The organism is Streptomyces sp. NPDC045956 (genome assembly GCF_056430705.1).
The window spans coordinates 362,909-389,303 of record NZ_JBWKKZ010000006.1; the positions used below are offsets into that span (position 1 = coordinate 362,909).

The 26,395-nt window shown below is 73.0% G+C and carries 22 protein-coding genes; 14 read left to right on the forward strand and 8 right to left on the reverse strand.

Features of this window, described 5'->3' with window-relative positions; translation table 11 throughout:
• The first annotated feature begins 123 nt into the window (after positions 1 to 123).
• From AC07FV_RS18630 to AC07FV_RS18640, 3 genes are all read left to right on the forward strand, one after another.
• Complete coding sequence (locus AC07FV_RS18630) at positions 124 to 1,539, forward strand: APC family permease (RefSeq protein ID WP_479088472.1); 1,416 nt, start codon at positions 124 to 126, stop codon at positions 1,537 to 1,539.
• A gap of 129 nt (positions 1,540 to 1,668) precedes the next feature.
• Complete coding sequence (xseA, locus tag AC07FV_RS18635) at positions 1,669 to 2,877, forward strand: exodeoxyribonuclease VII large subunit (RefSeq protein ID WP_479088474.1); 1,209 nt, start codon at positions 1,669 to 1,671, stop codon at positions 2,875 to 2,877.
• A gap of 9 nt (positions 2,878 to 2,886) precedes the next feature.
• Entirely contained in the window at positions 2,887 to 3,135 is a 249-nt protein-coding gene (locus tag AC07FV_RS18640; RefSeq protein ID WP_479088476.1) for an exodeoxyribonuclease VII small subunit, read from the forward strand.
• A 60-nt stretch (positions 3,136 to 3,195) separates the two neighbouring features.
• Here the strand turns inward: AC07FV_RS18640 and AC07FV_RS18645 are convergent, their stop codons facing one another.
• The 4 genes from AC07FV_RS18645 to AC07FV_RS18660 form a co-directional block, all read right to left on the reverse strand.
• The gene (locus AC07FV_RS18645) at positions 3,196 to 3,408 is read right to left on the reverse strand and encodes a DUF4287 domain-containing protein (RefSeq protein ID WP_479088477.1); all 213 of its coding nucleotides are present in this window, start codon (positions 3,406 to 3,408) and stop codon (positions 3,196 to 3,198) included.
• 95 nt (positions 3,409 to 3,503) lie between these two features.
• The gene (locus tag AC07FV_RS18650) at positions 3,504 to 5,042 is read right to left on the reverse strand and encodes a polysaccharide deacetylase family protein (protein WP_479088479.1); all 1,539 of its coding nucleotides are present in this window, start codon (positions 5,040 to 5,042) and stop codon (positions 3,504 to 3,506) included.
• Positions 5,043 to 5,142: 100 nt separating this feature from the next.
• On the reverse strand, positions 5,143 to 6,591 hold the full coding sequence (locus AC07FV_RS18655; protein ID WP_479088481.1) for a glycosyltransferase family 2 protein: 1,449 nt from the start codon (positions 6,589 to 6,591) through the stop codon (positions 5,143 to 5,145).
• The gene (locus AC07FV_RS18660; RefSeq protein WP_479088483.1) at positions 6,588 to 7,892 is read right to left on the reverse strand and encodes a nucleotide sugar dehydrogenase; all 1,305 of its coding nucleotides are present in this window, start codon (positions 7,890 to 7,892) and stop codon (positions 6,588 to 6,590) included. Before AC07FV_RS18660 ends, AC07FV_RS18655 begins: the two co-directional genes overlap by 4 nt.
• Before the next feature lie 216 nt (positions 7,893 to 8,108).
• Between AC07FV_RS18660 and AC07FV_RS18665 the strand changes: the two genes are divergently transcribed.
• On the forward strand, positions 8,109 to 8,699 hold the full coding sequence (locus AC07FV_RS18665; RefSeq protein ID WP_383648293.1) for a malonic semialdehyde reductase: 591 nt from the start codon (positions 8,109 to 8,111) through the stop codon (positions 8,697 to 8,699).
• 89 nt (positions 8,700 to 8,788) lie between these two features.
• Here the strand turns inward: AC07FV_RS18665 and AC07FV_RS18670 are convergent, their stop codons facing one another.
• Positions 8,789 to 9,322 (reverse strand): DUF4245 domain-containing protein, encoded by a 534-nt coding sequence (locus AC07FV_RS18670; protein WP_479088485.1) that lies wholly within the window; start codon positions 9,320 to 9,322, stop codon positions 8,789 to 8,791.
• A 126-nt stretch (positions 9,323 to 9,448) separates the two neighbouring features.
• Between AC07FV_RS18670 and glpX the strand changes: the two genes are divergently transcribed.
• The gene (gene glpX / locus AC07FV_RS18675; protein WP_356604162.1) at positions 9,449 to 10,480 is read left to right on the forward strand and encodes a class II fructose-bisphosphatase; all 1,032 of its coding nucleotides are present in this window, start codon (positions 9,449 to 9,451) and stop codon (positions 10,478 to 10,480) included.
• Positions 10,481 to 10,898: 418 nt separating this feature from the next.
• Here glpX and AC07FV_RS18680 read toward each other — a convergent pair whose 3' ends face one another.
• On the reverse strand, positions 10,899 to 11,279 hold the full coding sequence (locus AC07FV_RS18680; protein WP_479088486.1) for a WhiB family transcriptional regulator: 381 nt from the start codon (positions 11,277 to 11,279) through the stop codon (positions 10,899 to 10,901).
• 104 nt (positions 11,280 to 11,383) lie between these two features.
• Entirely contained in the window at positions 11,384 to 12,091 is a 708-nt protein-coding gene (locus AC07FV_RS18685; RefSeq protein ID WP_479088488.1) for a DUF1707 SHOCT-like domain-containing protein, read from the reverse strand.
• A 220-nt stretch (positions 12,092 to 12,311) separates the two neighbouring features.
• Here AC07FV_RS18685 and AC07FV_RS18690 point away from each other — a divergent pair, with 220 nt between their 5' ends.
• The 4 genes from AC07FV_RS18690 (at position 12,312) to AC07FV_RS18705 (ending at position 18,628) form a co-directional block, all read left to right on the forward strand.
• Entirely contained in the window at positions 12,312 to 13,988 is a 1,677-nt protein-coding gene (locus AC07FV_RS18690) for a fumarate hydratase (RefSeq protein WP_479088490.1), read from the forward strand.
• Positions 13,989 to 14,065: 77 nt separating this feature from the next.
• On the forward strand, positions 14,066 to 15,469 hold the full coding sequence (locus AC07FV_RS18695) for a class II fumarate hydratase (protein ID WP_479088492.1): 1,404 nt from the start codon (positions 14,066 to 14,068) through the stop codon (positions 15,467 to 15,469).
• An 89-nt stretch (positions 15,470 to 15,558) separates the two neighbouring features.
• The gene (fomD, locus tag AC07FV_RS18700) at positions 15,559 to 16,263 is read left to right on the forward strand and encodes a cytidylyl-2-hydroxypropylphosphonate hydrolase (protein WP_383648283.1); all 705 of its coding nucleotides are present in this window, start codon (positions 15,559 to 15,561) and stop codon (positions 16,261 to 16,263) included.
• 283 nt (positions 16,264 to 16,546) lie between these two features.
• Positions 16,547 to 18,628 carry a SpoIIE family protein phosphatase gene (locus AC07FV_RS18705; protein WP_479088493.1) on the forward strand — a complete coding sequence of 694 codons (2,082 nt, stop codon included), beginning with the start codon at positions 16,547 to 16,549 and terminating at the stop codon, positions 18,626 to 18,628.
• Positions 18,629 to 18,691: 63 nt separating this feature from the next.
• Here AC07FV_RS18705 and AC07FV_RS18710 read toward each other — a convergent pair whose 3' ends face one another.
• Positions 18,692 to 20,998 (reverse strand): transglycosylase domain-containing protein, encoded by a 2,307-nt coding sequence (locus AC07FV_RS18710; protein WP_479088495.1) that lies wholly within the window; start codon positions 20,996 to 20,998, stop codon positions 18,692 to 18,694.
• A 292-nt stretch (positions 20,999 to 21,290) separates the two neighbouring features.
• Here AC07FV_RS18710 and AC07FV_RS18715 point away from each other — a divergent pair, with 292 nt between their 5' ends.
• From AC07FV_RS18715 to AC07FV_RS18735, 5 genes are all read left to right on the forward strand, one after another.
• Positions 21,291 to 22,238: an SPFH domain-containing protein gene (locus AC07FV_RS18715; protein WP_479088497.1), complete on the forward strand. Its 948-nt coding sequence runs from the start codon at positions 21,291 to 21,293 to the stop codon at positions 22,236 to 22,238.
• Positions 22,184 to 22,549: a type II toxin-antitoxin system antitoxin gene (locus AC07FV_RS18720; protein WP_479088611.1), complete on the forward strand. Its 366-nt coding sequence runs from the start codon at positions 22,184 to 22,186 to the stop codon at positions 22,547 to 22,549. The genes AC07FV_RS18715 and AC07FV_RS18720 overlap by 55 nt, the downstream gene beginning before the upstream one ends.
• A gap of 163 nt (positions 22,550 to 22,712) precedes the next feature.
• Positions 22,713 to 23,237, forward strand: a complete 525-nt coding sequence (locus AC07FV_RS18725; RefSeq protein WP_479088499.1) for a PadR family transcriptional regulator — start codon at positions 22,713 to 22,715, stop codon at positions 23,235 to 23,237.
• Positions 23,234 to 23,923, forward strand: a complete 690-nt coding sequence (locus AC07FV_RS18730; RefSeq protein ID WP_479088501.1) for an ABC transporter ATP-binding protein — start codon at positions 23,234 to 23,236, stop codon at positions 23,921 to 23,923. The genes AC07FV_RS18725 and AC07FV_RS18730 overlap by 4 nt, the downstream gene beginning before the upstream one ends.
• The gene (locus AC07FV_RS18735) at positions 23,920 to 26,262 is read left to right on the forward strand and encodes an ABC transporter permease (protein WP_479088502.1); all 2,343 of its coding nucleotides are present in this window, start codon (positions 23,920 to 23,922) and stop codon (positions 26,260 to 26,262) included. The genes AC07FV_RS18730 and AC07FV_RS18735 overlap by 4 nt, the downstream gene beginning before the upstream one ends.
• Positions 26,263 to 26,395 lie beyond the last annotated feature (133 nt).

Sequence of the window (26,395 nt, forward strand, 5' to 3'; positions counted from 1 at the left end):
AGGCCGCGTTCGGCGGGTCAGGGATCGCGTGGGTGCGGCGTTGCCGGGGAGACTGACGGGGACGCGGACGGGGACGTTCCGAAGCAGGGACCGAGCAGGGTCCGAGGCGCTGGCGGAGGCACGATGGCGGAGACCGGTACGGCGGCCGACGGGGCCGGCGGCGAACACCACGGACACGACGAGCACCCGGAGCACCCGGAGCACGAGCACCGGCTGAAGCGCAGTCTCGGCTTCAGGGACCTGGTCGTCTACGGGCTGCTGTTCATCGCGCCCATGGCGCCGGTCGGGGTCTTCGGCACGCTGGACGCCAAGTCGCACGGCGCGGTCGCGCTCGTCTACGTGATCGCCACGGTCGCGATGGCGTTCACCGCGTTCAGCTACGCCCAGATGGTGCGGGTGGTCCCCCAGGCGGGCTCGGTGTTCGCCTACGCGCGCGCGGGGCTCGGGAACGGGGCCGGTTTCGTCGCGGGCTGGATGGCGATGCTGGACTACGTCCTCATCCCGGCGGTGGCGTACCTGTTCTCCGGCATCGCCATGGAGGCGCTGGTCCCGGAGGTGTCGCGCTGGGTGTGGACGGCGATCGCGGTGGTCGTCACGACGGCGCTGAACCTGTGGGGGGTGCGCGCGGCGGCCCGGGTGGGCTTCCTGGTGCTCGCCATGGAGATCGTGGTCCTGCTGGTGTTCCTGGTGGCGGCGGTCGTGGTCCTGGCGCGGGACGGGGCCGAGCGGGGCTGGCTGTCGCCGCTGTCCGGGGACGGGACGCAGGGGGCGTTCGCGCTGTCGGCGGTGGTCGGCGCGGTGTCGGTGGCGGTGCTGTCGTACCTGGGCTTCGACGCGATCGCGACCTTCGCGGAGGAGGTCACCGGCGGGTCGGCGAAGGTCGCGCGGGCGCTGCTGTTCTGCCTGGCGCTGGCGGGCGTGCTGTTCGTGGCGCAGACGTACCTGGTGGCGCTGCTGGAGCCGGTGTCGTCGGCCGAACTGGCGGCGGAGCCGGAGCGGCAGGGGTCGGCGTTCTACGACGCCGTGGACTCGTCGGTCGGCACGTGGCTGCACGACCTGGTGGCGGTGAGCAAGGCCATCGGTGCGGCGTTCGCGGCGCTGGCCGGGCAGGCGGCGGCCGGGCGGCTGATCTTCGCGATGGGCCGCGACCGGCGGCTGCCGAAGGTGCTGTCGCGGACGTACTCCGGGGTGCCGCGCGTGGCGCTGCTGGTCTCGGCCGTGATCACGATGGGGGCGGCGGTGTGGGCGGCCCGCCGGGACGACGGTCTCGACCACCTGGTCTCGGTCGTCGACGTCGGCGCGCTGACGGCGTTCACGCTGCTGCACGCGAGCGTGGTGGGCTGGTTCGCGGTGCGGCGCCGCGGGGGGCCGGTGAGCTGGTGGCGTCATGTGCTGGTGCCGGTGCTGGGCGCGGCGATCACCGTGGCCGTCATCGTGGAGGCCTCGCGCACCGCGCAGGTGGTGGGGGCGATCTGGCTGGCGGTGGGTCTGGTGGTGCTGGCGGTCCAGGCCCGGCGCAGGCTTCCGGCGGGGACGTGAGCGGACGGGGGTGACCGCCCGGACGGCGGGCGACCCCGGGCGGGCCCCCGTGCACCGGCGGCCCCCGTGCACCGGCGGCCCCGCCGTCGGCGGGCCGCGTTGTCGGACCCGGCCGCTACGCTCGGGCGCATGGCTGTCCACTCGACCCCCGAAAGCCCGCTGCCCGTCGGTGAGGTGTCACGCCTGATCGGAGGCTGGATCGACCGGCTCGGCGCGGTGTGGGTCGAGGGGCAGATCACCCAGTTGTCGCGGCGTCCCGGCGCGGGCGTCGTGTTCCTGACGCTGCGCGACCCGTCGTACGACATCTCCGTGAGCGTGACCTGCTACCGGCAGGTGTTCGACGCGGTGGCGGACGTGGTGGGTGAGGGCGCGCGGGTCGTCGTCCAGGCGAAGCCGGAGTGGTACGCGCCGCGGGGGCAGCTGTCGCTGCGGGCCGCCGAGATCAAGCCGGTGGGTGTCGGGGAGCTGCTCGCGCGCCTGGAGCAGCTGAAGAAGACCCTCGCGCGCGAGGGTCTCTTCGCGCCCGAGCGGAAGAAGTCGCTGCCGTTCCTGCCGCAGCTCATCGGCCTGGTCTGCGGCCGGGCCTCGGCGGCCGAGCGGGACGTCCTGGAGAACGCCCGGCACCGCTGGCCGGCCGTCCGCTTCGAAGTGCGCAATGTCGCCGTGCAGGGCGTGCACGCCGTGCCGCAGGTGACGCAGGCGGTGAAGGAGCTGGACGCGAGGGACGACGTCGATGTGATCGTCGTCGCGCGGGGCGGGGGCAGCGTGGAGGATCTGCTGCCGTTCTCCGACGAGCAGCTGGTGCGGGCGGTCGCCGCCTGCCGTACGCCGGTCGTCTCGGCGATCGGCCACGAGCCGGACAATCCGCTGCTGGACCACGTCGCCGACCTGCGGGCCTCCACGCCGACCGACGCCGCGAAGAAGGTCGTGCCGGACGTCGGCGAGGAGTACGAGCGGGTGCGCCAGCTCCGGGACCGCGCCCGCCGCTGCGTGGCGGCGTACGTCGACCGGGAGGAGCGGGGGCTGGCCCACGCCCTGGCCCGGCCGTCGATACAGGATCCGCACCGGATGATCGACGAGCGGGCCGACCAGGTGACGGCCCTGCTGGAGCGGGGCCGCCGCTCCCTCGGGCACCAGCTCGACCGGGCCCGTTCGGAGCTGACGCACACGCACGCGCGCGTGGTGGCCCTCTCCCCCGCCGCGACCCTCCAGCGCGGGTACGCGGTGCTCCAGCGGGCCGACGGGCACGCCGTCCGGGACCCCGGCGAGGTGGAGCCGGGCGAGACGCTGCGCGCACGCGTGTCCGAGGGTGATTTCTCCGTACGAGTCGACGCATAGGGTGGGTGGATGACCAGCGAGGTGGAGCAGCCGACGGCCGTGGCCGAGGCGCTCGGGTACGAGCAGGCGCGGGACGAGCTGATCGAGGTCGTACGGCGGCTGGAGGCCGGCGGTACGACGCTGGAGGAGTCCCTCGCGCTGTGGGAGCGGGGCGAGGAGCTGGCGAAGGTCTGCCGCCGCTGGCTGGACGGCGCCCGGGCCCGCCTCGACGCGGCACTCGCCGAGGAGGCCGGGGCGGACGACGAGGACGCCGGCTAGGCGGCGGCCGGCGCCCCGCGGGAAGGCGGCCGCCGGTCCCCTTCGCCGAGGGCGTGCGGCCTACTTCGGCGTGTCCTCGGCCAGGGTGTGCGCCACCAGCGCGTTGGCGTGCCCGTGGCCCAGGCCGTGCTCGGTCTTGAGCCAGGCGACGAGTTCCATGTGCCTGCCGAGCGGAGAGGAGCGGATCATTTCCTTCCACTCCGCGACCGGGCGGCCGTACTTCTTCTCGATCGACGGGAAATAGGAGGCGGGGCCCTTCACGGCGGCGGTCATGTCGATGCGCTCCAAGCGGTCCGAGGCGTTGTATGTACCACCGTGTGAGACCCGCGCCCGGCGGAGAAGTCATCCGCCGGGCGAAGTGACCTGCGTCACTTCACCTCCAGGGCCGTGAAGCGGGGCCAGGCCACGTCCGGGCCGGCCCCCTTCGGAACGCCGCTGCCGAGGGCGAAGCCGCCCGCCCCCCGCGCCGGATCGTGCCAGGTCGCGCGCAGGGTCAGCCGCTGCCGGCCGTCGACGACGACGCGTACCGCCTCCGGTGTCACGGTCACGTCCACGCGGTGGGTGGCGGACGGTTCGAGCCGGACGCTGGGCCCGGTACGGGTCCCGCCCGGACCGCGCTCGGTGAGGTGGGCCGTGTTGCGGCCGACCCACAGGTGCGTGGGGTGCTCGCTGTCGGCCCGCACCGTGACGCCGACGCCGGCGCTCGCCTCCAGTCGTGCGGCGGTGAGGTTCAGGCGGTACGTGGTCCAGTCGGCGGTGGCGATCGGACGGTAGGCGGCGGAGACGTGGTCGACGCCGGCCGGGGGCCGGGCCGTGCCGGTGAGCACGGCGAGCCCGGAGCGCGCCGGGCCGTCCGACACGTGCCAGTGCCCGGGGCCGGACAGCGGGCGGCGGACGTCGGCGGGCCGCACGGGGGTCCAGCGGGCGAGGGTGCGCAGCAGGGCCCGGGGCGTGGTGTCCCGCAGGACCTCCAGGCGCTGGATCCTCCCGGCCGCCGCCGCGCGCGGGCCCGGGGGCAGCGGCCGGTCGGCGCTGTTGGTGAGGGTGGCCGTGTAGTGGTCGCGCAGCAGGGCCCGGAGGTCGTCCGCGGCGCGCTGGCCGAGGTTGCTCTCCTCCAGGCGTTCGGAGAAGGGGTAGGCGAAGAGTTCGGGGCGGGGCAGGCCGTGCCGGGCGAAGGCGGCGGCCGAGCGGTCGAGGTCGGCCGCGATCCGGCGCCGGTGCTCGGGGGTGCTCTCCGGGCGGCGCTCGTCCTCCAGCCACAGCCGGTTGGTGAGGACCGGGGCCCTGCGCCCGGCCGCGTCCACGGCCGCGCGGCGGTGGGCGAGGTCGGTGTGGGCCTGGAAGTCCCAGCGGCCGGAGCCCGCCATGCGCGCGATCTCCGCCCAGGACAGGTAGTAGGGGCGGTGGGTGCCGACCTGGCCGGTGATGAGGTAGACGGCCCCCTTCATCCGGTGCCGGGCCAGGATGCGGTCGGCGTGCACCCACAGTCCGTGCGTGCCGTCGTCGAAGGTGAGGTAGACGGTGCGGGGGGCGGGCGTCCGCCCGGTGCGCAGGAAGTCGGTGAACTCCCGGCTGGAGAGCGTGCGGTACCCGGCCTCGCGCAGGGCACGCAGTTGGGCGTCGAAGCGCCGCGCGGAGACGGTGTACCGGCTGCGGGCGTCGGGGCCGACGTCGTGGTAGGCGAGGACGACCGGGGCGTTCCCGGCGGGGACCGCCTTCGCGTCCGCGCCCGGGGCTCCGTGGGCCGGGGCGGGCGGGGGCGCCGCCTGGTGGGACACGGCCCGCCGGAAGGCGTCGTACTGCCAGGCGACGGTGAACGGCAGGGCGACCGCGGCCAGCGCGAGCAGGCCGAGGGCGGCCCGCAGCAGGGGCCGGCCGCGGCCGGGTGCGGAGCCGGCCCGCCTCACAGCGGCTGTCCCCGGCTGATGACGAACAGGTAGAGCAGCGCGATCACGGCGAGCGTGGTCCCGACGGCCAGCGCACGGCCCAGCCCGTGCAGGAGACTTCTCATGCGGCACTCCTCGACCAGACGTTGCGGCGCAGGGTGAGCAGGGCGTACGGCAGCAGCCAGGCCAGTACGCAGCAGGACAGCAGGCTCATCAGGGGCCGGCAGCGCCAGGCCCGGTCCCCGGGGTGGTCGAGCCGGTAGGCGAGGCCCCAGACGCTGCCCTTGAGGACGACTCCGCCCAGGTACAGCAGGGTCAGCAGACCGGCCGTGTGCAGCGGGGCCCAGGCCAGGTGCCGGGCGACCAGGACGGGCGCCGCGAGCACCCACAGGGCGTGTCCGTAGTAGAGGGCGGCGGCGGCCGGGCCCCGGCGCCACATGAAGCGGCCGGTGAAGAACAGGTTCCTGATGAAGCTCTTCTTCCAGCGGACCTGCTGGCGCAGGAAGGAGCCCGGCCGGGACGGCACCCGCGTCCACACCCGGGCGGCACGGGTGTAGCCGACCTCCCAGCGCAGCTCGGGGTAGTCGTGCCCGCTGACGAACGGGGAGTCGGCGTGCCGGTCCTTGAGGGCACGGCCGTGCCAGGCCTGGCCCAGCACGTAGCCGGTGAGCTGGCGGTCGGTGGCGAAGCGGAAGGGGGCGCCGAGGAAGCGGTCCTCGGCCCAGGCGGGCAGGTAGTTGTAGATCGCCTCGCGGCGGAACGCGGCGAGCGGCCCGGATACGCAGGACACCGACCCGAACGCGGCCTCGGCCGCCTTGGTGATCCGGAACTGGCCCTCGTACCAGACGTCCTGGACGCGGGCCAGCAGCCCGGCGTCGGCGTTGAGTGCCCGGCAGTGGCCGCTGACCGCGCCCAGCTCGGGGTGGCGGACCAGGGCGGTGACGCAGTGCCGCACGGCGTCCGGCGCGACGACGCAGTCGGAGTCGGTGAACAGCAGGACGTCCCCGTCGGCCACGGCGCAGGCGCGGACCAGCGCGCCCTTCTTGCCGAGGTTCTCGGTGAGCCGGATGAAGGTGAGCGGCAGTTCACCGGCGAGGCGTTCCAGGACCTCGGCCGTGCCGTCGTCGGAGGCGTCGTCGACCACGACGAGCTGGAGGTCGCGGTAGTCGACGGCGGCCATGGAGCGCACGCAGGCCTCGATGTGCGCGCGTTCGTTGCGCACCGCCAGCAGGAAGCTCACCCGGGGCCGGGCGGGCAGGGCGGGGAAGGCCTGGGCGTGGCGCGGGCGGCGGCAGGGTCGTACGGCCGGGTCCTCGTAGCGGCTGTAGGCGAGGTGCAGCAGGCAGATGGTGCCGACGAGGACGGTCAGCCCGTAGAGGGTGAGCAGGTCGAAGCCGTGCGGCAGCAGCACGACGCGGCGGGCCAGCAGCAGCAGGAGGGGCAGCAGCGCCAGGAGGGTGAGCAGCCGTACGGCGTCGCGGCGGACGCCCGGGTCCTGGGCCGCCAGCCACCGGCGCAGGCCGGCGGCCACCGGGGCGCCGGGGGCCCGGCCGGGGCGCAGGACCGTCATGCCGTGACCTCGGCCGCGACCCCGGGCACGGCCGCGGTCAGGGCTCCACGCTGCCGGGGGTCCAGGAGGGGCGGGGCGTCGGCGCCGCACAGCCAGGTCAGGTCGTGCACGGGGTGGACGGTGTGCAGGACGACGAGGTCCCACGCGCGGGCGTGCGCGTCCGGCAGGTGGTGCAGGGTGCCCGCGGCGACGCGGACCGACGGCACCAGGGGGTCGCAGTACGCGACCTCGGCGCCGGCCGCGGTGAGCCGGTCGAGGATCTCCAGCGCGGGGCTCTCCCGGACGTCCGCCACGCCCTCCTTGTAGGCGACGCCGACCAGCAGGACGCGGGCCCCGCGGGCGGGGACGGCGGACCGGGCCAGCAGGTCCAGGGCGCGGTCGGTGATCCGCGCGGGCCTGCCGGTGTTGGCCGCGAGCGCGGACGCCACCACCGGCGCCTGCTGGCGCACCTTGCCGAGCTGCCAGAGCAGGTAGTGGGGGTCGCAGGGGATGCAGTGGCCGCCCACGCCGGGCCCCGGGTAGAAGGGCTGGAAGCCGTACGGCTTGGTCGCCGCCGCCTCGATGACCGGGACCGGCGCGAGCCCCAGGGCGTCGCAGGCGTCGGCCAGTTCGTTGGCGAGGGCGATGTTGACCGCGCGGTAGGTGTTCTCCCAGAGCTTGGCCATCTCGGCGGTCTCGGGGTCGGCGACCGTCCGGACGAGCGAGGCGGTGGGGGCCAGCAGGGCGGCGGCGGCCCGGGTGCTGCGCGGCCCTGCGCCGCCGACCAGGCGGGGGGTGCGTTCGGGGGTGTGGCGCTCGTTGCCGGGGTCGATCCGCTCGGGGGCGAAGGCCACGTACACGTCCTCGTCGGCGATGAGACCGCGGGCCCGCAGCGGTTCGACGAGCAGGTCCCGGGTGGTGCCGACGTAGCTCGTGGAGGTGAGCACGATCAGCTGGCCGGGCACGGCGTGCTCCACCACCGAGGCGCAGGCGGCGGAGAGCGCCGTGAGGTCGGGTTCGCGCCGGGCGTCGACCGGCGTCGGCACGCAGATGATCACGGCGTCCGCGGTGCCCACGGCCGTGGCGTCCCGGGTGAGCCTCAGACCGTCACCGGCCGAGGCGCAGGCGAGCTGCGCGTGGTGCAGCGGGAGCAGGTCCACGGCACCGCGGGCGATGGCGTGCAGCCGGTCGCGATCGCTGTCCACACCGATGACCGTCGCGCCGGCGTCGGCGAGGGCGAGTGCGGTGGGCAGCCCCACGTAGCCGAGGCCGACCACCGCGACGGTGACTCCCGTTACGTCATCATTTGACAGTGATTTCACATCATCATATAGAGGCGTTCTTACCGCCCGGCCTCCGGCGACACGCCCGCCACCGCGCCCCGCGGACCACCCGCTTCACCCCGGCGGCGGTGTGAAGCGGATCACCGAACGCCGGTTTTGGTTGAAACTTGAACTTCTTTCCCGTAGCGTCGTCCCCGTCAACGGCTCCCACCGCTCCCCGCGGAGCGCCGACGCACACCCCGAGGAAGATCAGCCATGTCTCTCGTTCTTGACCCCGCCGCCCAGGACCTGCTGTTCCGCGAGGCCCGCACCGCGAACACCTTCACCGACGAGCCGGTGACCGACGAGCAGGTCCAGGCGATCTACGACCTGGTCAAGTACGGCCCGACCGCCTTCAACCAGTCGCCGCTGCGCATCACGCTGGTCCGCTCCCCCGAGGCCCGCGAGCGCCTCGTCCAGCACATGGCCGAGGGCAACCGGCCGAAGACGGCCGCCGCCCCGCTGGTGGCGATCCTCTCGGCGGACAACGAGTTCCACGAGGAGCTGCCGCAGCTCTTCCCGCACTTCCCGCAGGCCAAGGACGCCTTCTTCAGCGAGCGCCCGGCGCGCGAGGGTGCCGCCCTGCTGAACGCCGCCCTCCAGGCCGCGTACTTCATCGTCGGCGTGCGCGCCGCGGGTCTGGCCGCCGGGCCGATGACCGGCCTCGACTTCGAGGGCGTCCGCAAGGAGTTCCTGGACGACGACCACACCCCGCTGATGGTCGTGAACATCGGCCGCCCGGGCCCGGACGCCTGGTTCCCGCGCTCCCCGCGCCTGGCCTACGACGAGGTCGTCACGACGGTCTGAGGCGTCACGACGGGCTGAGGACGCCTCGCCCCGACGCGTGACGAAGCCCCCCGGTGGTGCACCGGGGGGCTTCGTCGTACGCCGGGGGCTCAGGCCAGCTTCAGCGCCGCCGCCATCTTGGAGAGCTGGTCGAACGAGCCCGTGCCGGCCACGACCGTCGTCGCGCCCTTCATGTCCTCCGCGCCGTGCAGCACCAGCGCGTCGTACCGGCCGCCCGTGTACCGGGTCCAGGTCCGGCCGCCGATCTCCTCGGTCCGCTCGGTCGCCCGCGCACCCTGGCTGGCGTCCTCGATGAAGGTGGCCGCCTTCTTCGTGGACTGCTCGACCGCCACGTACTCGCCGTCCGGCGCCCGGAAGCCCAGGTGCCAGGCGTCGAAGTCGTCGCCCTTGAAGCGCACGGAGGTCGCCTTCCAGTCCTCGGAGAGGCCCTGGGGCGCCGCCACCGGGTACGACGCGGCGCGCTGCGCGGTGAGCAGCTCGACCCGGTAGTCGACCCGCTTCACCGGCGGTTCTCCGTCTTCGTGCGGGATGAAGATCCAGATGACGCCCGCCGCGAGCACGATGAGCCCGAGGGAGAGGATCATGTCCCGGGCCGACTTCTGCTTGCCACTCATTCCTGCCACGCCCCCTATCGTCGCAGGTGCCTGGCGTGCTCATACGTGGGGTCCCCTGCTCATTTTGTCGGACTGACGATAGAGTCATGGCCATACCCTCATCCGGCCGTCGTCGTATCAGAAAGGTGCGCTCCGATGACCGAGCATCATCTGCCGTCCGAACTGGACGTCCCCTCAGAGGCTCCCGACCGCAACCTCGCCCTGGAACTCGTCCGGGTCACCGAGGCCGCGGCGATGGCCGCCGGCCGCTGGGTCGGGCGCGGTGACAAGAACGGCGCCGACGGTGCCGCGGTGCGCGCCATGCGCACCCTCGTCTCCACCGTCTCGATGAACGGCGTCGTCGTCATCGGCGAGGGCGAGAAGGACGAGGCCCCGATGCTCTTCAACGGAGAGCGGGTCGGGGACGGGACCGGGGCCGAGGTCGACATCGCCGTCGACCCGATCGACGGCACCACGCTGACCGCCAAGGGCATGACCAACGCCATCGCGGTGCTGGCCGCCGCCGAGCGGGGCTCCATGTTCGACCCGTCGGCCGTCTTCTACATGGACAAGCTGGTCACCGGGCCCGAGGCCGCCGACTTCGTCGACATCAACGCGCCGGTGTCCGTGAACATCCGCCGCATCGCCAAGGCCAAGCGGCGCACCCCCGAGGACGTCACCGTCGTCATCCTCGACCGGCCCCGGCACCAGGGGCTCATCAAGGAGGTCCGGGAGACCGGCGCCCGCATCAAGCTGATCTCCGACGGCGACGTGGCCGGCTCCATCCTGGCGCTGCGCGAGGGCACCGGCATCGACCTGCTGCTCGGGGTGGGCGGCACGCCGGAGGGCATCATCTCGGCCTGTGCGGTGAAGTGCCTCGGCGGCACCATCCAGGGCAAGCTGTGGCCCAAGGACGACGAGGAGCGGCAGCGCGCGGTCGACGCCGGCCACGACCTGGACCGGGTGCTGACCACCGACGACCTGGTCTCCGGGGACAACGTCTTCTTCGTGGCGACCGGCATCACCGACGGCGAACTGCTGCGCGGGGTGCGCTACCGGTCCGAGACGGCCACGACCGACTCCATCGTGATGCGGTCGAAGTCGGGCACGGTGCGGCGGATCGACTCCGAGCACCGGCTGAGCAAGCTGCGGGCCTACAGCGCGGTGGACTTCGACCGGGCGAAGTGACTCCGTCGGTCCGGCGGGGCGCCTGCCGAGACGGGGGTGCGTCGTGGCTGGGCGCCTGCCGAGGCGGGGGGTGCCCGTCGGGCGGCGGGTGCGGGTGCGTCGTGGCTGGGCGCGCAGTTCCCCGCGCCCCTGGGGTGGGAGCGGCGCTCGGCGGCTTGACGTGCGGGTCGGACGGGGCGCCTGCCCAGGCGGGGGTGCCCGTCGGGCGGCGGGTGCGGGTGCGTCGTGGCTGGGCGCGCAGTTCCCCGCGCCCCTGGGGTGGGAACGGTGCTCGGCGGCTTGACGTGCGGCGCGCCTGCCGGTGCGTCGTGGCTGGGCGCGCCGTTCCCCGCGCCCCTGGGGCAGGGCGGTCGGTTTCGGTGTACGTGAGAAGGCACCCTCTGTGCGGAGAGGGTGCCTTCTCACGGTGCCCGGGTCGCTAGCCCGCCGCGGCTATGCGGTCCCCCGCGGGGCGGGCCGTCTTCTTCAGTTCGAGGTCGCGGCGACGGCGCCTGGCCAGCACCACGCGGCGCTCGGCGGCGGTGAGGCCGCCCCAGACGCCGTAGGGCTCGGGCTGGAGCAGGGCGTGCTCACGGCACTCGACCATGACCGGGCAGCGCGCGCAGACGCGCTTGGCGGCTTCCTCGCGGGAGAGCCGCGCGGCGGTGGGTTCCTTGGACGGTGCGAAGAACAGTCCGGCCTCGTCGCGCCGGCACACCGCCTCGGTGTGCCAGGGAGCGTCTTGGTCCCTGTCCCGCTCGGGCACCCGCTGGGCCGGAACGGCGGCTACCTGCAGGGACGAATGCGGCGGTTGCAGCACGGTCTACTCCTGACGACGGCTTCGCGAGCGAGAGACGATGCGTCAAGGCTTACCCGCTGTGCGCGCGCCTATGCACTGGGTTTCCCACCGCGGCGCGCGCCGCGCTACAGGTGCTTGCGCAAACTCCGGTCGACCTTGCGCTGCACCCGCCCCAGGAGATCCGCGACGAGCTTGCCACGCTTCGGTCGAGCCTCGATCGAGCCCAGCACGGCCCAGCCGTCCACGTAGACGACGGGAGCCCCCGCGTCGGCCGCGTCGAGCGTGTCCACCTCGAAGCTGCCGAGCACGCCACCGCCCGCGCCGCGCAGCGACACGTTCTCCGGGACGCGCACCTCGACGCTGCCGAAGACGGAGAACGCCTTGATCACGACCTGCTGGTGCTCGAAGACGGCCTCACTGAGGTCGATCTCGACGCTGCCGAAGACCGCGTACGCGTGGATGCGGCGGCTCGCCCGCAGGCGGCCCTTTCGGACGGCACTGCTGAAGACCGCCACCACGTTCTCGTCCGGGTCGGACGGGACGGTGCCGGCGGCCGGGCGGTGGGGTGCGGCCGGCGCGGCGGCGTGCCCTCCGGAGTGCCCGGCGGGCAGGTCCCGGACGAAGACGTCCAGCTCGCCGACCGTCTTGGCGGCCAGCACGCCCTCGACGCGCTCGGCGTGCTCCTCGGCGTCGAGGCGCCCCTCGGCGAGGGCCTCGCGCAGCATGTCGGCAATGCGGTCACGGTCGGCGTCCGAGGCGCGCAGCTCGGAGACGCGCGGTGCGGGCTCGCGCGGTGCCGCGGTCTGGGGTCGGTCGTGCTTCTGAAGGTCCACGGCAGCAGCGTACCGAAACGCGATAGATCGCGACCAGACCTGTGGACAACCTTGTCGCGGCGCGTCCCCGGCCCCTCTCGGTCCCACCCGGGCGCGCGCCGGCCTACTGAGCCTTACCTCACAAGCCCGCCGCCGACGGCAGGTTTTACGCTGGTGGACGCTGCCGATGGAGGCCAGCCGTCGTGCTGTGGAATCCAGCCGCGCGTCTGTCGAGTGAGGAATGGGCGAGATGCCTGAGTTCGCGTACACCGATCTGCTCCCCCAGGGAGAGGACACCACTCCGTACCGGCTGGTGACCTCCGAGGGTGTCTCCACCTTCGAGGCCGACGGGCGGACCTTCCTCAAGGTGGAGCCCGAGGCGCTGCGCAAGCTGGCCGCAGAGGCGATCCACGACATCCAGCACTACCTGCGCCCGGCCCACCTGGCGCAGCTGCGCCGCATCATCGACGACCCCGAGGCCTCGGGCAACGACAAGTTCGTCGCCCTGGACCTGCTGAAGAACGCGAACATCGCGGCGGCCGGCGTGCTGCCGATGTGCCAGGACACCGGCACGGCGATCGTCATGGGCAAGCGCGGGCAGAACGTGCTCACGGCGGGCGGCGACGAGGAGGCCCTGAGCCGGGGCATCTACGACGCCTACCAGAACCTGAACCTGCGCTACTCGCAGATGGCCCCGCTCACCATGTGGGACGAGAAGAACACCGGTTCCAACCTCCCGGCCCAGATCGAGCTGTACGCCATCGACGGCGGCGCCTACAAGTTCCTGTTCATGGCCAAGGGCGGCGGCTCGGCCAACAAGAGCTTCCTCTACCAGGAGACGAAGGCCGTCCTGAACGAGTCCTCCATGATGAAGTTCCTGGAGGAGAAGATCCGCTCGCTCGGCACGGCCGCCTGCCCGCCGTACCACCTGGCGATCGTCGTCGGCGGCACGTCGGCCGAGTACGCGCTGAAGACCGCGAAGTACGCCTCCGCGCACTACCTGGACGAGATCCCGGCCGAGGGCTCCGCGCTCGGGCACGGCTTCCGGGACAAGGAGCTGGAGGAGAAGGTCTTCGAGCTGACGCAGAAGATCGGGATCGGGGCGCAGTTCGGCGGCAAGTACTTCTGCCACGACGTGCGCGTGGTGCGCCTCCCGCGGCACGGGGCCTCCTGCCCGGTCGCGATCGCCGTCTCCTGCTCCGCCGACCGCCAGGCCGTCGCGAAGATCACCGCCGAGGGCGTCTTCCTGGAGCAGCTGGAGACCGACCCGGCGCGGTTCCTGCCGGAGACCACCGACGAGCAGCTCGACGCCGACGGCGACGTCGTGAAGATCGACCTCAACCAGCCGATGGACGCCGTCCTCGCCGAGCTGACGAAGTACCCGGTGAAGACCCGGCTGTCCCTCAGCGGCCCGCTGGTCGTGGCCCGCGACATCGCGCACGCCAAGATCAAGGAGCGGCTGGACGCGGGCGAGGAGATGCCGCAGTACCTGAAGGACCACCCGGTGTACTACGCCGGTCCGGCGAAGACGCCCGAGGGGTACGCCTCCGGGTCCTTCGGTCCGACCACCGCCGGGCGGATGGACTCCTACGTGGAGCAGTTCCAGGCGGCGGGCGGCTCCCGGGTGATGCTGGCGAAGGGCAACCGGAGCAAGCAGGTCACCGACGCCTGCGCCGCGCACGGCGGCTTCTACCTCGGCTCCATCGGCGGCCCGGCGGCCCGGCTCGCCCAGGACTGCATCAAGAAGGTCGAGGTCGTCGAGTACGAGGAGCTCGGCATGGAGGCGGTCTGGAAGATCGAGGTCGAGGACTTCCCGGCGTTCATCGTGGTGGACGACAAGGGCAACGACTTCTTCCAGGACCCCGCGCCGGCGCCCACGTTCACGTCCATTCCGGTACGCGGCCCCGGACTCGCCTGACCCGGTCGGTGACGATTCGCCTCCACGGGGAACAGTGGTCCCGGCGCGGACGCTGTGACACGTGGAGGTGATCGTCGATGGCCGACGAGCAGGACAGGACCGAGTACCGCACCGAGCACGACTCGATGGGCGAGGTGCGGGTGCCCGCCCACGCCAAGTGGCGCGCGCAGACCCAGCGGGCGGTGGAGAACTTCCCGGTCTCCGGGCAGCGCATCGAACGCGCCCACATCGAGGCGCTGGCGCGCATCAAGGGGGCGGCGGCCAAGGTCAACGCCGAGCTGGGGGTCCTGGACCAGGACGTCGCCGCCGCGATCCAGGAGGCGGCCGACGAGGTCGCCGAGGGGAAGTGGGACGAGCACTTCCCGGTCGACGTGTTCCAGACGGGGTCCGGCACCTCGTCCAACATGAACACCAACGAGGTCCTCGCCACCCTGGCCACCGAGCGCCTCGGCCGCGACGTGCACCCCAACGACCACGTCAACGCCTCCCAGTCGTCCAACGACGTCTTCCCCTCGTCGATCCACATCGCGGCCACCGCCGCCGTCACCCGTGACCTGATCCCGGCCCTCGACCACCTCGCCGACGCCCTGGAGCGCAAGGCGGCGGAGTTCGGCGACGTCGTGAAGTCCGGGCGCACGCACCTCATGGACGCCACCCCCGTCACCCTGGGGCAGGAGTTCGGCGGGTACGCGGCCCAGGTGCGGTACGGCGTCGAGCGGCTCGACGCCTCGCTCCCCCGCCTCGCCGAGCTGCCGCTGGGCGGCACCGCCGTCGGCACCGGCATCAACACCCCGCCCGGCTTCTCCGCCGCCGTCATCGAGGAGGTGGCCCGCGCGACCGGGCTGCCGCTGACCGAGGCGCGCGACCACTTCGAGGCGCAGGGCGCCCGGGACGGCATCGTGGAGACCAGCGGGCAGCTGCGGACCATCGCCGTGGGCCTGACGAAGATCGCCAACGACCTGCGGTGGATGGCGTCCGGACCGCGGACCGGGCTGGCGGAGATCTCCCTGCCCGACCTCCAGCCGGGTTCGTCCATCATGCCCGGCAAGGTCAACCCGGTGATCCCGGAGGCGGTCCTCATGGTCGCCGCCCAGGTCACCGGCAACGACGCGACCGTGGCCGCCGCCGGAGCGGCCGGCAACTTCGAACTCAACGTCATGCTGCCGGTCATCGCGAAGAACGTGCTGGAGTCGGTGCGGCTGCTCGCGAACGTCTCGCGGCTGCTCGCCGACCGGACCGTGGACGGCGTCGTCGCGCACCGCGAACGGGCCAGGGAGTACGCCGAGTCCTCGCCCTCCGTGGTCACCCCGCTCAACAAGTACATCGGCTACGAGGAGGCCGCAAAGGTCGCCAAGAAGGCGCTGGCGGAGCGGAAGACGATCCGTCAGGTCGTGCAGGAGGGCGGCTACGTCGAGCGCGGCGACCTGACGGACGAGCAGCTGGACCAGGCCCTGGACGTGCTGCGGATGACCCGCCCGTGACCGGCCGCTCCCCGGGCGCGCGGACCCCGTTCGCGGACGCCCTTCGCGATCACCCCGCGTCGTGTGGGCAGGGCACCTAATATCTGTCCATGGCAGACGGTGAAGCGGTGAGCGCGGCGGCGGAGGCGAAGGGTCCGGCGGCCCGGGCGCGGTACTGGGCGCCGGGGAGCCACATCCTGTGGCGCTACCGGGAGAACGGCGGCCGGCACCTGCACATCGCCCGCCCCGTCACCGTGGTCCGGGACGACGCCGAGCTGCTCGCCGTGTGGCTGGCGCCCGGCACCGAGTGCGTGAAGCCGGTGCTCGCCGACGGTACGCCCGTGCACCTGGAGCCGCTGGCCTCGCGCTACACCAAGCCCCGCACGGTGCAGCGCGACCGGTGGTTCGGCACGGGCGTGCTGAAGCTGGCCCGCCCCGGCGAGCCCTGGTCGGTGTGGCTGTTCTGGGACCCGGGCTGGCGGTTCAAGAACTGGTACGTGAACCTGGAGGAGCCGCTGACCCGTTGGGCGGGCGGCGTCGACTCCGAGGACCACTTCCTGGACATCTCCGTCCACCCGGACCGCAGCTGGTACTGGCGGGACGAGGACGAGTTCGCGCAGGCCCAGCGGGACCGGCTGGTGGACGCCGGGCTCGCCGAGCGGGTGCGCAGGGCGGGGCGCGCCGCGGTGGCCGGAATCCGCGCCTGGGGCACCCCCTACGCCGACGGCTGGGAACACTGGCGCCCCGACCCGTCGTGGGCGGTACCGTCACTGCCCGGGGACTGGGACCGCACACCCGCCCAGGTGTCCTCATGAGACCCTTGCTGCGCCCCCGGGCAGGAAACGTAGGATCGTCCTCCGCAAGGGCGCGCGGCAGCGGCAACCGGCGGAGCGTGCGCTGTGCTTGACCGATCGTCACCGAGGGGCGGCTGGACGTGAGCGAGGGGTACGAGGGCAGGACGGGCACGGGCCGCCGACGGCCCCCCGGTGACACAGGAACAGCCCCTGACCGCGCGGCAATCCCGTTCCCGGGGCACGTATTCCGGGTATCGGGATTTCTGCGGGACGAACTGCACGCGCCGCGCGCAGTCCCGGACGGATGGATTCGACACGCGTGACGGAGCACCCGACCTCCTTCGACCGCCCCCAGACGGGCGGCGACCCCGTGGATCCCCGCGGGGCGCTCCTGCGTACCCCCGTGCCGCCGCGCGCCCCCGGGGCCGCGTTACCGGCACAGGGACGCACCGGCGAGCCGCCGCCCGCCTCCGGCACCGGTGCCTTCGAGCACTCCCAGCCGGGCGCCGAGCCGTCGGTCGAGCCGGAGGCCCTCCGCCCGCGGCCCGCCACCGAGGGCGTCCCCGTCCAGCCGGGCGGCGGCGCACCGTCGGGGGCGTCGGCGCCGGAGCGCCTCGGCGCGCCGGCGGAACCCGAGCGCCGTACCGGACAGCCCACCGCGCCCGGGCGGCCCACGCCCATGCGGCGGGACGGCGACCGGCTGCGCTTCGTGGGGGCCGCGACCCGGCGGATCGCCCGGGGCATGGACCTGGACGAGATCGTCATGGGGCTGTGCCGGGCCACCGTGCCGACCTTCGCCGACGCGATCCTCGTGTACCTGCGCGAGCCGCTCCCGGTCGGCGACGAGCGGCCCACCGGCCCCCTGGTGCTGCGGCTCCGGCGCACCGACCGGATACCGGCCGAGCGGGACACCGAGGGCGGGTTCGCGCCCGCGGCCCAGCCCGAGCCCTCCGAGCTGGAGTCGGTCGGCTCCGAGCTGTGCGAGGTGCGGCCGGGCAGCGCGCTCGCCGAGGTGCTGCGCGGGGTGCGCCCGGTCTTCACCGACAGCCCCGCCGCCCTCGCCGCCCTGCCGGAACTGCTCGGTGACGGGCGCGAGTTCGCCGTCCCGGAGGGGCGGCGGGCCATCCTGGCGCCGCTGCGCGGCCGGCGCCGGGTGATCGGGGCCGCCCTGTTCCTGCGCGGCCCGGAGCGCGTCGCCTTCGAGGCCGACGACCTGCTGGTCGCCGCCCAGCTGGCCACGCACAGCGCGCTGGGCATCGACAAGGCGGTGCTGTACGGGCGCGAGGCGTACATCGCCGACGAGTTGCAGCGCACGATGCTCCCGGAGAACCTGCCGCGCTGCACCGGCGTCAGGCTGGCCTCCCGCTACCTGCCGGCCGCGGAAACGGCTCGGGTCGGCGGCGACTGGTACGACGCCATCCCGCTGCCCGGCAGCCGGGTCGCGCTGGTCGTCGGCGACGTCATGGGCCACTCCATGACCTCGGCGGCCATCATGGGCCAGCTGCGGACCACGGCGCAGACGCTGGCCGGGCTCGACCTGCCGCCGCAGGAGGTCCTGCACCACCTCGACGAACAGGCCCAGCGCCTGGGCACGGACCGCATGGCGACCTGCCTGTACGCCGTGTACGACCCGGTGTCGCACCGCATCACCGTCGCCAACGCCGGTCACCCGCCGCCCGTGCTGCTGCACCTGGGCGGCCGGGCCGAGGTGCTGCGGGTGCCCGCGGGCGCCCCGATCGGGGTCGGCGGCGTGGACTTCGAGGCGGTGGAGCTGGACGCCCCCGCGGGCGCCACGCTGCTCCTCTACACCGACGGGCTGGTCGAGTCCCGCCTGCGGGACGTCTGGACCGGCATAGAGCAGCTGCGGGAGCGTCTCGCGGCGACCGCGCAGCTCACCGGGCCCGACCATCCGCCGCCCCTGGAAGCCCTGTGCGACGAGGTGCTGGACATGCTCGGGCCGGGCGACCGGGACGACGACATCGCGCTGCTCGCCGCCCGCTTCGACGGCATCGCGCCCAGCGACGTGGCGTACTGGTTCCTGGAGCCGGACGACACGGCCCCCGGCCGGGCCCGCCGCCTGGCCCGGCGCGCGCTGGCCCGCTGGGGCATGGAGGACCTCACGGACTCCGTGGAGCTGCTGGTGAGCGAGGTCGTCACCAACGCCGTGCGGTACGCCTCCCGGCCGGTGACCCTGCGGCTGCTGCGCACGGACGTGCTGCGCTGCGAGGTCGGCGACGACGTGCCGCAGCTGCCGCGGCTGCGGCAGGCGCGGGCCACCGATGAGGGCGGCCGCGGGCTGTACCTGGTGAACCGGCTGGCCCGGCGCTGGGGCGCGACGCGGCTGAGCACCGGCAAGGTGGTGTGGTTCGAGCTGAACCGGGGCTGAGGCCCGGGAACGCGCAAAGGGCGCCCGGTGGGTCCGGGCGCCCTTTCACGTGCCTGCCGTCGGCTACCGCTCCTGCCGGTCCCCGTCGGGGAAGAGCGGGTCCTCCGGCTCCGTGGTCGTGCCGCCCGTCGGCGGCTCGGTGGACGGACTGTCGGAGGGCGACTGCGACGGCGACTGGGTCGGCGACTCGGTCTCCGGGGCCTCGGTCGTCGGCTCCTGGGTCTCCGGCTCCTCGGTCTCCGGCGCCTCGGAGGTCTCCTCCTGGGTGGGCGACCGGGTCGGCGACTCGCTCCGCGTGGGCGTTTCGCTCGGCTCGACCGCGTTGCCCTGCTTGGTCTCCAGGTCGAACTCGGTGACCTCGCCCATGACGCCGAAGGTGTACGCGGCCCAGATCTCCGCCGGGAAGCCACCGCCGTTGACGCGGTGGTCGACGCCGCCCGCCTTGTACATCGGGACCTGGTTGTGGGTCTTCGGGTCCTCGCCGAAGAGGCCGACCGAGGTGACCAGCTCGGGCGTGAACCCGGTGAACCAGGCCGACTTGTTGTTGTCGGACGTACCCGTCTTGCCGGCCACCTGCTGGCCGTCGCGCAGCGGGTTGTCCCGTACGGACGTCTTGGCCGTACCGTCGTCGACCACGCCGGTCAGCACCGAGGTCACGGTGTCGGCGGCCTCGCGGCTGATGACCTGCTCGCCGATCGGGTCGGGGAACTCGACCGTGCGGTCCTTGTGCTCGACGGACTTCACGACGGCCGGGGTGACCTTCCTGCCGTGGTTGTCGAGGGTGGCGTAGACCCCGGCCATCTCCAGCGGGCTCGCGCCCATGCTGCCCAGGGTCTGGGCGGGCACGGCGTCCATGCCCTCGGTCTCCATGCCGAGTTCGCCGGCCGTCCGCACGACCTGGGGCATGCCGACGTCGATGCCCATCTGCGCGAAGACGGAGTTGACGGACTTGTTCATCGCCTCCTGGACGGTGATGTCGCCGTAGTCGACGTCGTCCTCGTTCGGGGGCGCGAAGCCGACCTTCTGGTCGCCGTCCATCACGGGGCGCCTGCTCGTGCCGTCGTACAGCGTGTTGGACGTGATCGGCACGCCGTCCTGCGTCTCGGCGTCCTGGTCGACGGCGGCGGCGAGGATCAGCGGCTTGAAGGTGGAGGCGGGCTGGTAGTCGTCGCGGGTGGCGTTGTTGGTGAAGTGCTTCACGTAGTCCACGCCGCCGTACATCGCGACGACCGAGCCCGTCTTCGGGTCGACGGAGACGGCGCCGGCCTGGACGTCGGCGTCGACCTCGCGCTTGCCGGGGTCGAGCTTGCTGGTGAGCTTGGCCTTGACCGCCTTCTCCAGCTCCGCCTGCTTCTTCCTGTCGACGTTCAGGGTGATGGTGTAGCCGCCGAGGTCGACCAGGGCCTTCGCCTGCTCCAGGTCCTCGGCGGCGCCCTGCTCGACGAGGCGCTGCCTGAGCGCGTCGTTGGCCGCCTCGACCAGGTAGCCGGTCTGGCCCTCCATCCCGGGGGCCGGCTTGGGCGCCTCGGGCTCCGGGAACGTCATGCCCCGGCGCTCGGTGCCGTCCAGCCACTTCTGCTCGACCATGTTGTCCAGGACGTAGTTCCAGCGCTGCTGGACCAGCTTCTTGCCGGTGTCGCTGGCGATCGCCCAGTCGTACTGGTTGGGCGCCTGGAGCAGCGCGGCGAGGTACGCGCCCTGCTCGACGGTCAGGTCCTCGGCGTCGACGCGGTAGTAGGCCTGGGCGGCGGCCTGGATGCCGTAGGCGCCGCGGCCGTAGTAGCTGGTGTTGATGTAGCCGGCGAGGATGTAGTCCTTGGACTTCTCCCGGTCCAGCTTCAGGGAGATGACCAGTTCCTTCAGCTTGCGCGAGACCGTCTGTTCCTGGGACAGGTAGTAGTTCTTGACGTACTGCTGGGTGATGGTCGAACCACCCTGCGCACCCTTGCCGGAGAGGGTGTTGAGGACGCCGCGCGCGGTGCCCTTCAAGTCGACGCCCGCGTCCTTGTAGAAGGTCTTGTTCTCGGCGGCGACGAAGGTGTGCCGGACGTCCTCGGGGATCTTGGCCAGGTCGACGATCTCGCGGTTGCGCTCGCCGTCCCGGGCCATGATGGTGCCGTCGCTGTACTTGTAGACGTTGCTCTGCAACTCCGCGTCGGCGTTCCCCTCGGGGATGTCGATCACCATGTACAGCACGATGAAGGCGCCCATGCCGAGCAGGCAGAGGCCGAAGAAGGTGCCGAGGATCTTCTTCCAGGTGAACAGCCGGCGTATGCCGCTCTTCCCGCCCGCGCCCGACGAACGGCGGCGTTTCGGCGCCGCGCGGCGGCCACCGCGCTGTCGCGCTCTTCTCTCTTCCGCTCGCCCCATGGGTCCGATCCGCTCCGCTTCGGTCGTCCGTGTGCACGTCTCGCTCACGTGTCACACAGGTTCGTCGCTCAGGTCAGCTCAGAAAACTAACACCGGGAGGTATGACAAACGGCCGCCGATCCCCCCTTGTACGGACGTGAGAATCAGCACCCGCTCCACAGGAACCGACGTACGAGAGGGGTCCAAGGTTGCCGATCCGAGGTAAAGTGATATCACTTAGCTAGACAGACGATAGAGCCAGACGACAGCGGCCGGGCGGTACAGCGCGCCCGGCGGGAACGGGGGACCCTCCATGTCCGCACACCACACCCAGGACGCACCGCAGGTCACGGCGGACGTGCCGCAGATGCCGGCGCCACGGGTGCGCGAGACGCAGGCGCACAGCATCGGCGGCGGCTTCGCGCTGCTGCTGGGGTTGGTCGGACTGCTCGTCGGCGCCGGCCTGATCGCCGGCGCGACCGCGGTCGCCTCGACAGGCGGCAAGGCCGCACTGATCATCGGCGGCATCGTCATCGCACTGGCCGCGTTCCTCGCGATGTGCGGGCTGAACATGGTGGCGCCCGGCGAGGCCCGCGTGGTGCAGCTCTTCGGGCGGTACCGGGGCACGATCCGGCAGGACGGGCTGCGCTGGGTGAACCCGTTCACCTCGCGCACCAAGATCTCGACGCGGGTGCGCAACCACGAGACGGCCGTGCTGAAGGTGAACGACGCGTACGGCAACCCGATCGAGCTGGCCGCGGTCGTGGTGTGGCGGGTGGAGGACACCGCGCAGGCCACCTTCGAGGTGGACGACTACATCGAGTTCGTCTCGACCCAGACCGAGGCGGCCGTGCGGCACATCGCGATCGAGTACCCCTACGACGCCCACGACGAGGACGGCCTCTCGCTGCGCGGCAACGCCGAGGAGATCACCGAGAAGCTCGCCGTCGAGCTGCACGCGCGCGTGGAGGCGGCCGGCGTGCAGATCATCGAGTCCCGCTTCACGCACCTCGCGTACGCGCCGGAGATCGCCTCGGCGATGCTCCAGCGCCAGCAGGCCGGCGCGGTGGTCGCGGCGCGGCGGCAGATCGTGGACGGCGCGGTGGGCATGGTGGAGGCCGCGCTCGCCCGGATCAGCGAGCAGGGCATCGTGGAGATGAACGACGAACGCAAGGCGGCGATGGTGTCCAACCTGATGGTCGTGCTCTGCGGGGACCGCGCCGCCCAGCCGGTCCTGAACACGGGGACGCTCTACCAGTGACCACCCCGCCCGAGGGGCCCGCATCACCCGAGGGGACCGGGCCCCCCGAAGGACCCGAGCCGCCCGGGGGCCCGGCACCCAAGCGCCGGCCGCAGCAGCGCAAGCAGGTGCTGCTGCGGCTGGACCCGCAGGTGTACGAGGCGCTGGCCCGCTGGGCGGGCGACGAGCTGCGCTCGGCCAACGCCCAGATCGAGTTCCTGCTCCGCAGGGCCCTGGCGGAGGCGGGCCGGCTGCCCGGTGACGCGGGACCGCTGCCGCGCCGGGGACGCCCGCCCGGCGGGACGGGCCCCGGCACCACGCCGCCGCAGTGACGAGGCCGCGCGCCGCACCCTCGCAACACCGGGTGCGGAGGCGCGGCCTCCGTCGTCACGGAACCGTGACAACCGGCTCTGACCTGCGGTCCCGCACCCCCCGCACCGGACTCTGCACACCGCGTATACATGGCGCGTATACACCGTGTGTAGAGTGCTCGGCATGTCCATCGGTCACACCCTCCTGGGGCTCCTGGAGTCCGGGCCGCGCCACGGCTACGACCTGAAGCGCGCCTTCGACGAGAAGTTCGGTCACGACCGGCCGCTGCACTACGGCCAGGTCTACTCGACGATGTCCCGCCTGCTGAAGAACGGCCTCGTCGTCGTCGACGGCATCGAGGCGGGCGGCGGTCCCGAACGCAAGCGGTACGCGATCACCGAGGAGGGGATCACCGACGTACAGCGGTGGCTCGCCACCCCGGAGAAGCCCGAGCCGTACCTCCAGTCCACCCTGTACACCAAGGTCGTCCTCGCGCTGCTCACCCAACGCGACGCCGCCGACGTCCTCGACACGCAGCGCTCGGAGCACCTGCGCAGCATGCGCATCCTGACCGACCGCAAGCGCAAGGGCGACCTCGCCGACCAGTTGATCTGCGACCACGCCCTGTTCCACCTGGAGGCCGACCTGCGGTGGCTGGAACTCACCGCGGCGCGCCTCGACAAGCTCCGTGAGGCGGTGGCCCGATGACTCCCCCCGCAGGTTCGCTGCTCTCGGCCGAGCAACTGCGCAAGGCCTACGGTCCGACCCTCGCGCTCGACGGCGCCGAGTTCTCCATCCACCCCGGCGAGGTCGTCGCCGTGATGGGCCCCTCCGGGTCCGGCAAGTCGACGCTGCTGCACTGCCTCGCCGGGATCGTGCCCCCCGACTCGGGGACGATCACGTACGACGGGCGCGAGCTGTCCGCCATGAACGACGCCGAGCGCAGCGCCCTGCGCCGCTCGGAGTTCGGGTTCGTGTTCCAGTTCGGGCAGCTCGTGCCGGAGCTGACCTGCGTGGAGAACGTGGCCCTCCCGCTGCGGCTGAACGGCGCTCGTCGCAAGGAGGCCGAGCGGGCCGCGCTGACCTGGATGGAGCGGCTGGAGGTCGACGACCTGAGGAAGAAGCGGCCCGGCGAGGTCTCCGGCGGCCAGGGGCAGCGGGTCGCGGTGGCGCGGTCGCTGGTGACCGGCCCCCGGGTGCTCTTCGCCGACGAGCCGACCGGCGCGCTGGACTCCCTGAACGGCGAGCGGGTCATGGAGCTGCTCACGGACGCCGCCCGCTCCACCAACGCCGCCGTCGTGCTGGTCACGCACGAGGCGCGGGTGGCCGCCTACTCCGACCGCGAGGTCGTCGTACGGGACGGGAAGTCACGGGACATGGAGCGCGTCGTATGAGCGTGCGCCGGTGGGCCCGCGACCTGGCCATGGGCGTCCGCTTCACCGTCACCGGCGGGCGCGAGGGCTGGACCCGGGCCGTGCTCACGGCCGTGGGGGTCGGGCTCGGCGTGGCGCTGCTGCTGCTGACGACGGCCCTGCCGAACGCGCTGGCCGTCCGGCACGAGCGGGAGGCCGCGCGCACCGACATCACGTTCACCGACGACCGGCCGCCGAAGGGCGCCGACACCCTGATCGTCGCCGAGGTCGGCACCGACTTCCGCGACGACTCCGTCCGGGGCCGCGCCCTGGAGGCCGAGGGGCCCCGGGCGCCGCTGCCGCCGGGGGTGGACCGGTTCCCCGCGCCCGGCGAGATGGTGGTCTCCCCCGCGCTGGAGAGGCTGCTGACCTCCGACGCCGGAAAGCTGCTGCGGGAGCGGCTGCCGGAGCGCATCACCGGCACCATCGGGGAGAGCGGGCTGGTCGGCTCGCACGAACTCGCCTTCTACCGGGGGGCCGACGGCCTCGCGCCGCACATCGACAGCGGCCGGATCGTCCGCATCGACCACTTCGGCGACCCCGACCCGGGGCCCGAGCAGTCCGACCCGGTCCTCCTGCTGCTGATCCTCGTGGTCTTCGTGGTGCTGCTGATGCCGGTCGCGGTCTTCATCGCCGCAGCCGTGCGGTTCGGCGGCGAGCGACGCGACCGGCGGCTCGCGGCGCTGCGGCTGGTGGGGTCCGACAGTCGCATGACCCGGCGGATCGCGGCCGGCGAGGCCTTGGCGGGCGCGGTGCTCGGGCTCGTCTTCGGCGCCGGGTTCTTCCTGGTCGGGCGGCAACTGGCGGGCACGGCCGAGGTCTTCCACATCAGCGTCTTCCCGAGCTACCTCGACCCCTCGCCGCTGCTGGCCCTGCTGGTGGTGGTGGCGGTGCCGGCCGCGGCCGTGCTGGTGACGCTGTTCGCGATGCGCGGGGTGGTCATCGAGCCGCTCGGCGTGGTGCGTACGGCCAGGCCCGCGCGGCGGCGCCTGTGGTGGCGGCTGCTGCTTCCGGTGGCCGGCCTGGCGATGCTGTACCCGATGATCGGCCAGGGCCGTTCCCAAGGGGACTTCAACCAGTACCTGGTGACCGGCGGTGTCGTCCTGCTGCTCGTCGGCGTCACCGCGCTGCTGCCCTGGATCGTGGAGACGGTCGTGGCCCGGCTCGGCAGCGGGGCGCTGTCCTGGCAGCTGGCCGTGCGCCGGCTCCAGCTGAGCAGCGGCACCGCGGCCCGCATGGTCAACGGCATCGCGGTGGCGGTGGCCGGTGCGATCGCGCTCCAGATGCTGTTCGCGGGCGTGGACGACGACTACACCGAGAGCACGGGCAAGGACGTCACGCAGGCGCAGATGGAGGTGGCCCTGCCGAGCGAGGTGCCGGTCCCCGCGGCCGCGACGAAGTTCCGGGAGACCGAGGGCGTCGACGCCGTCTTCTCGTACTCCGAGGGCTATGCCGGCGACCGCCGCCGGAACCCGGAGAACTTCACGATGCTGACGGTGGGCGACTGCGCCTCGCTGCGCGAGATCGCGACGCTGTCCTCCTGCCGCGACGGTGACGTGTTCGCCGTGCGCGGGGCCGAGTGGGACGCCGGCGTCGACGTGCCGGCGATGGCGGAGGACCGGCGGACGCTCTACCTCGACCCGTCCTTCGACGGCTCACCGAAGAGCCTGGAGCTGCCCTGGGAGGTGCCCGCGGACGTCAAGGAGGCGGCGCCGCGCAGCGGTCTGCTCGCCGGCACGGACCGGGGCGGCTTCCTGATCACGCCGAAGGCGCTGCCCCCGTCGCTCGCGCCGGGGCTGGAGGGGCACGCCTACCTCAGGCTCGACGAGTCGGTGCCGGACGTCCACGAGCGGGTGCGCAACACGGCGGCGGCCGTGAACCCGCTGGCCTACCCGATGGTCTGGTCCGCCACGGAGCGCAGCGACCGCTTCGACGCCATCCGCACCGGCCTGTTCGTCGGCGCCGCGTGCGTACTGGGGCTGATCGGCGCCAGTCTGCTGGTGTCGCAGCTGGAGCAGCTGCGGGAGCGCCGGAAGCTGCTGTCGTCCCTGGTCGCCTTCGGCACCCGGCGCCGCACCCTGAGCCTGTCGGTGCTGTGGCAGACCGCGATCCCGATCACGCTGGGCCTGGTGCTGGCCTCGGTGGTCGGCCTGACGCTGGGCACGGTGCTGCTGAAGATGACGGGCACACCGGTCTCCGTCGACTGGATCGGCGTCCTGGCCATGGCCGGCATCGGCGCCGCGGTCGTCCTGCTGGTGACCCTGGCCAGCCTCCCGCCGCTGCTGCGCCTGATGCGCCCGGAGGGTCTGCGGACGGAGTGATCCGGCCGGCCCCGCCCGGCCAGCGCCCGTCCCGGTGGTACGCTGGTGCCGGCGGGACGGGCGGATGCGCGTGTTTCAGTCGGCGAGAAACTGCAACAAGCGCCCGGGCCCCGGCCCATGGAGGGGGCTCTTG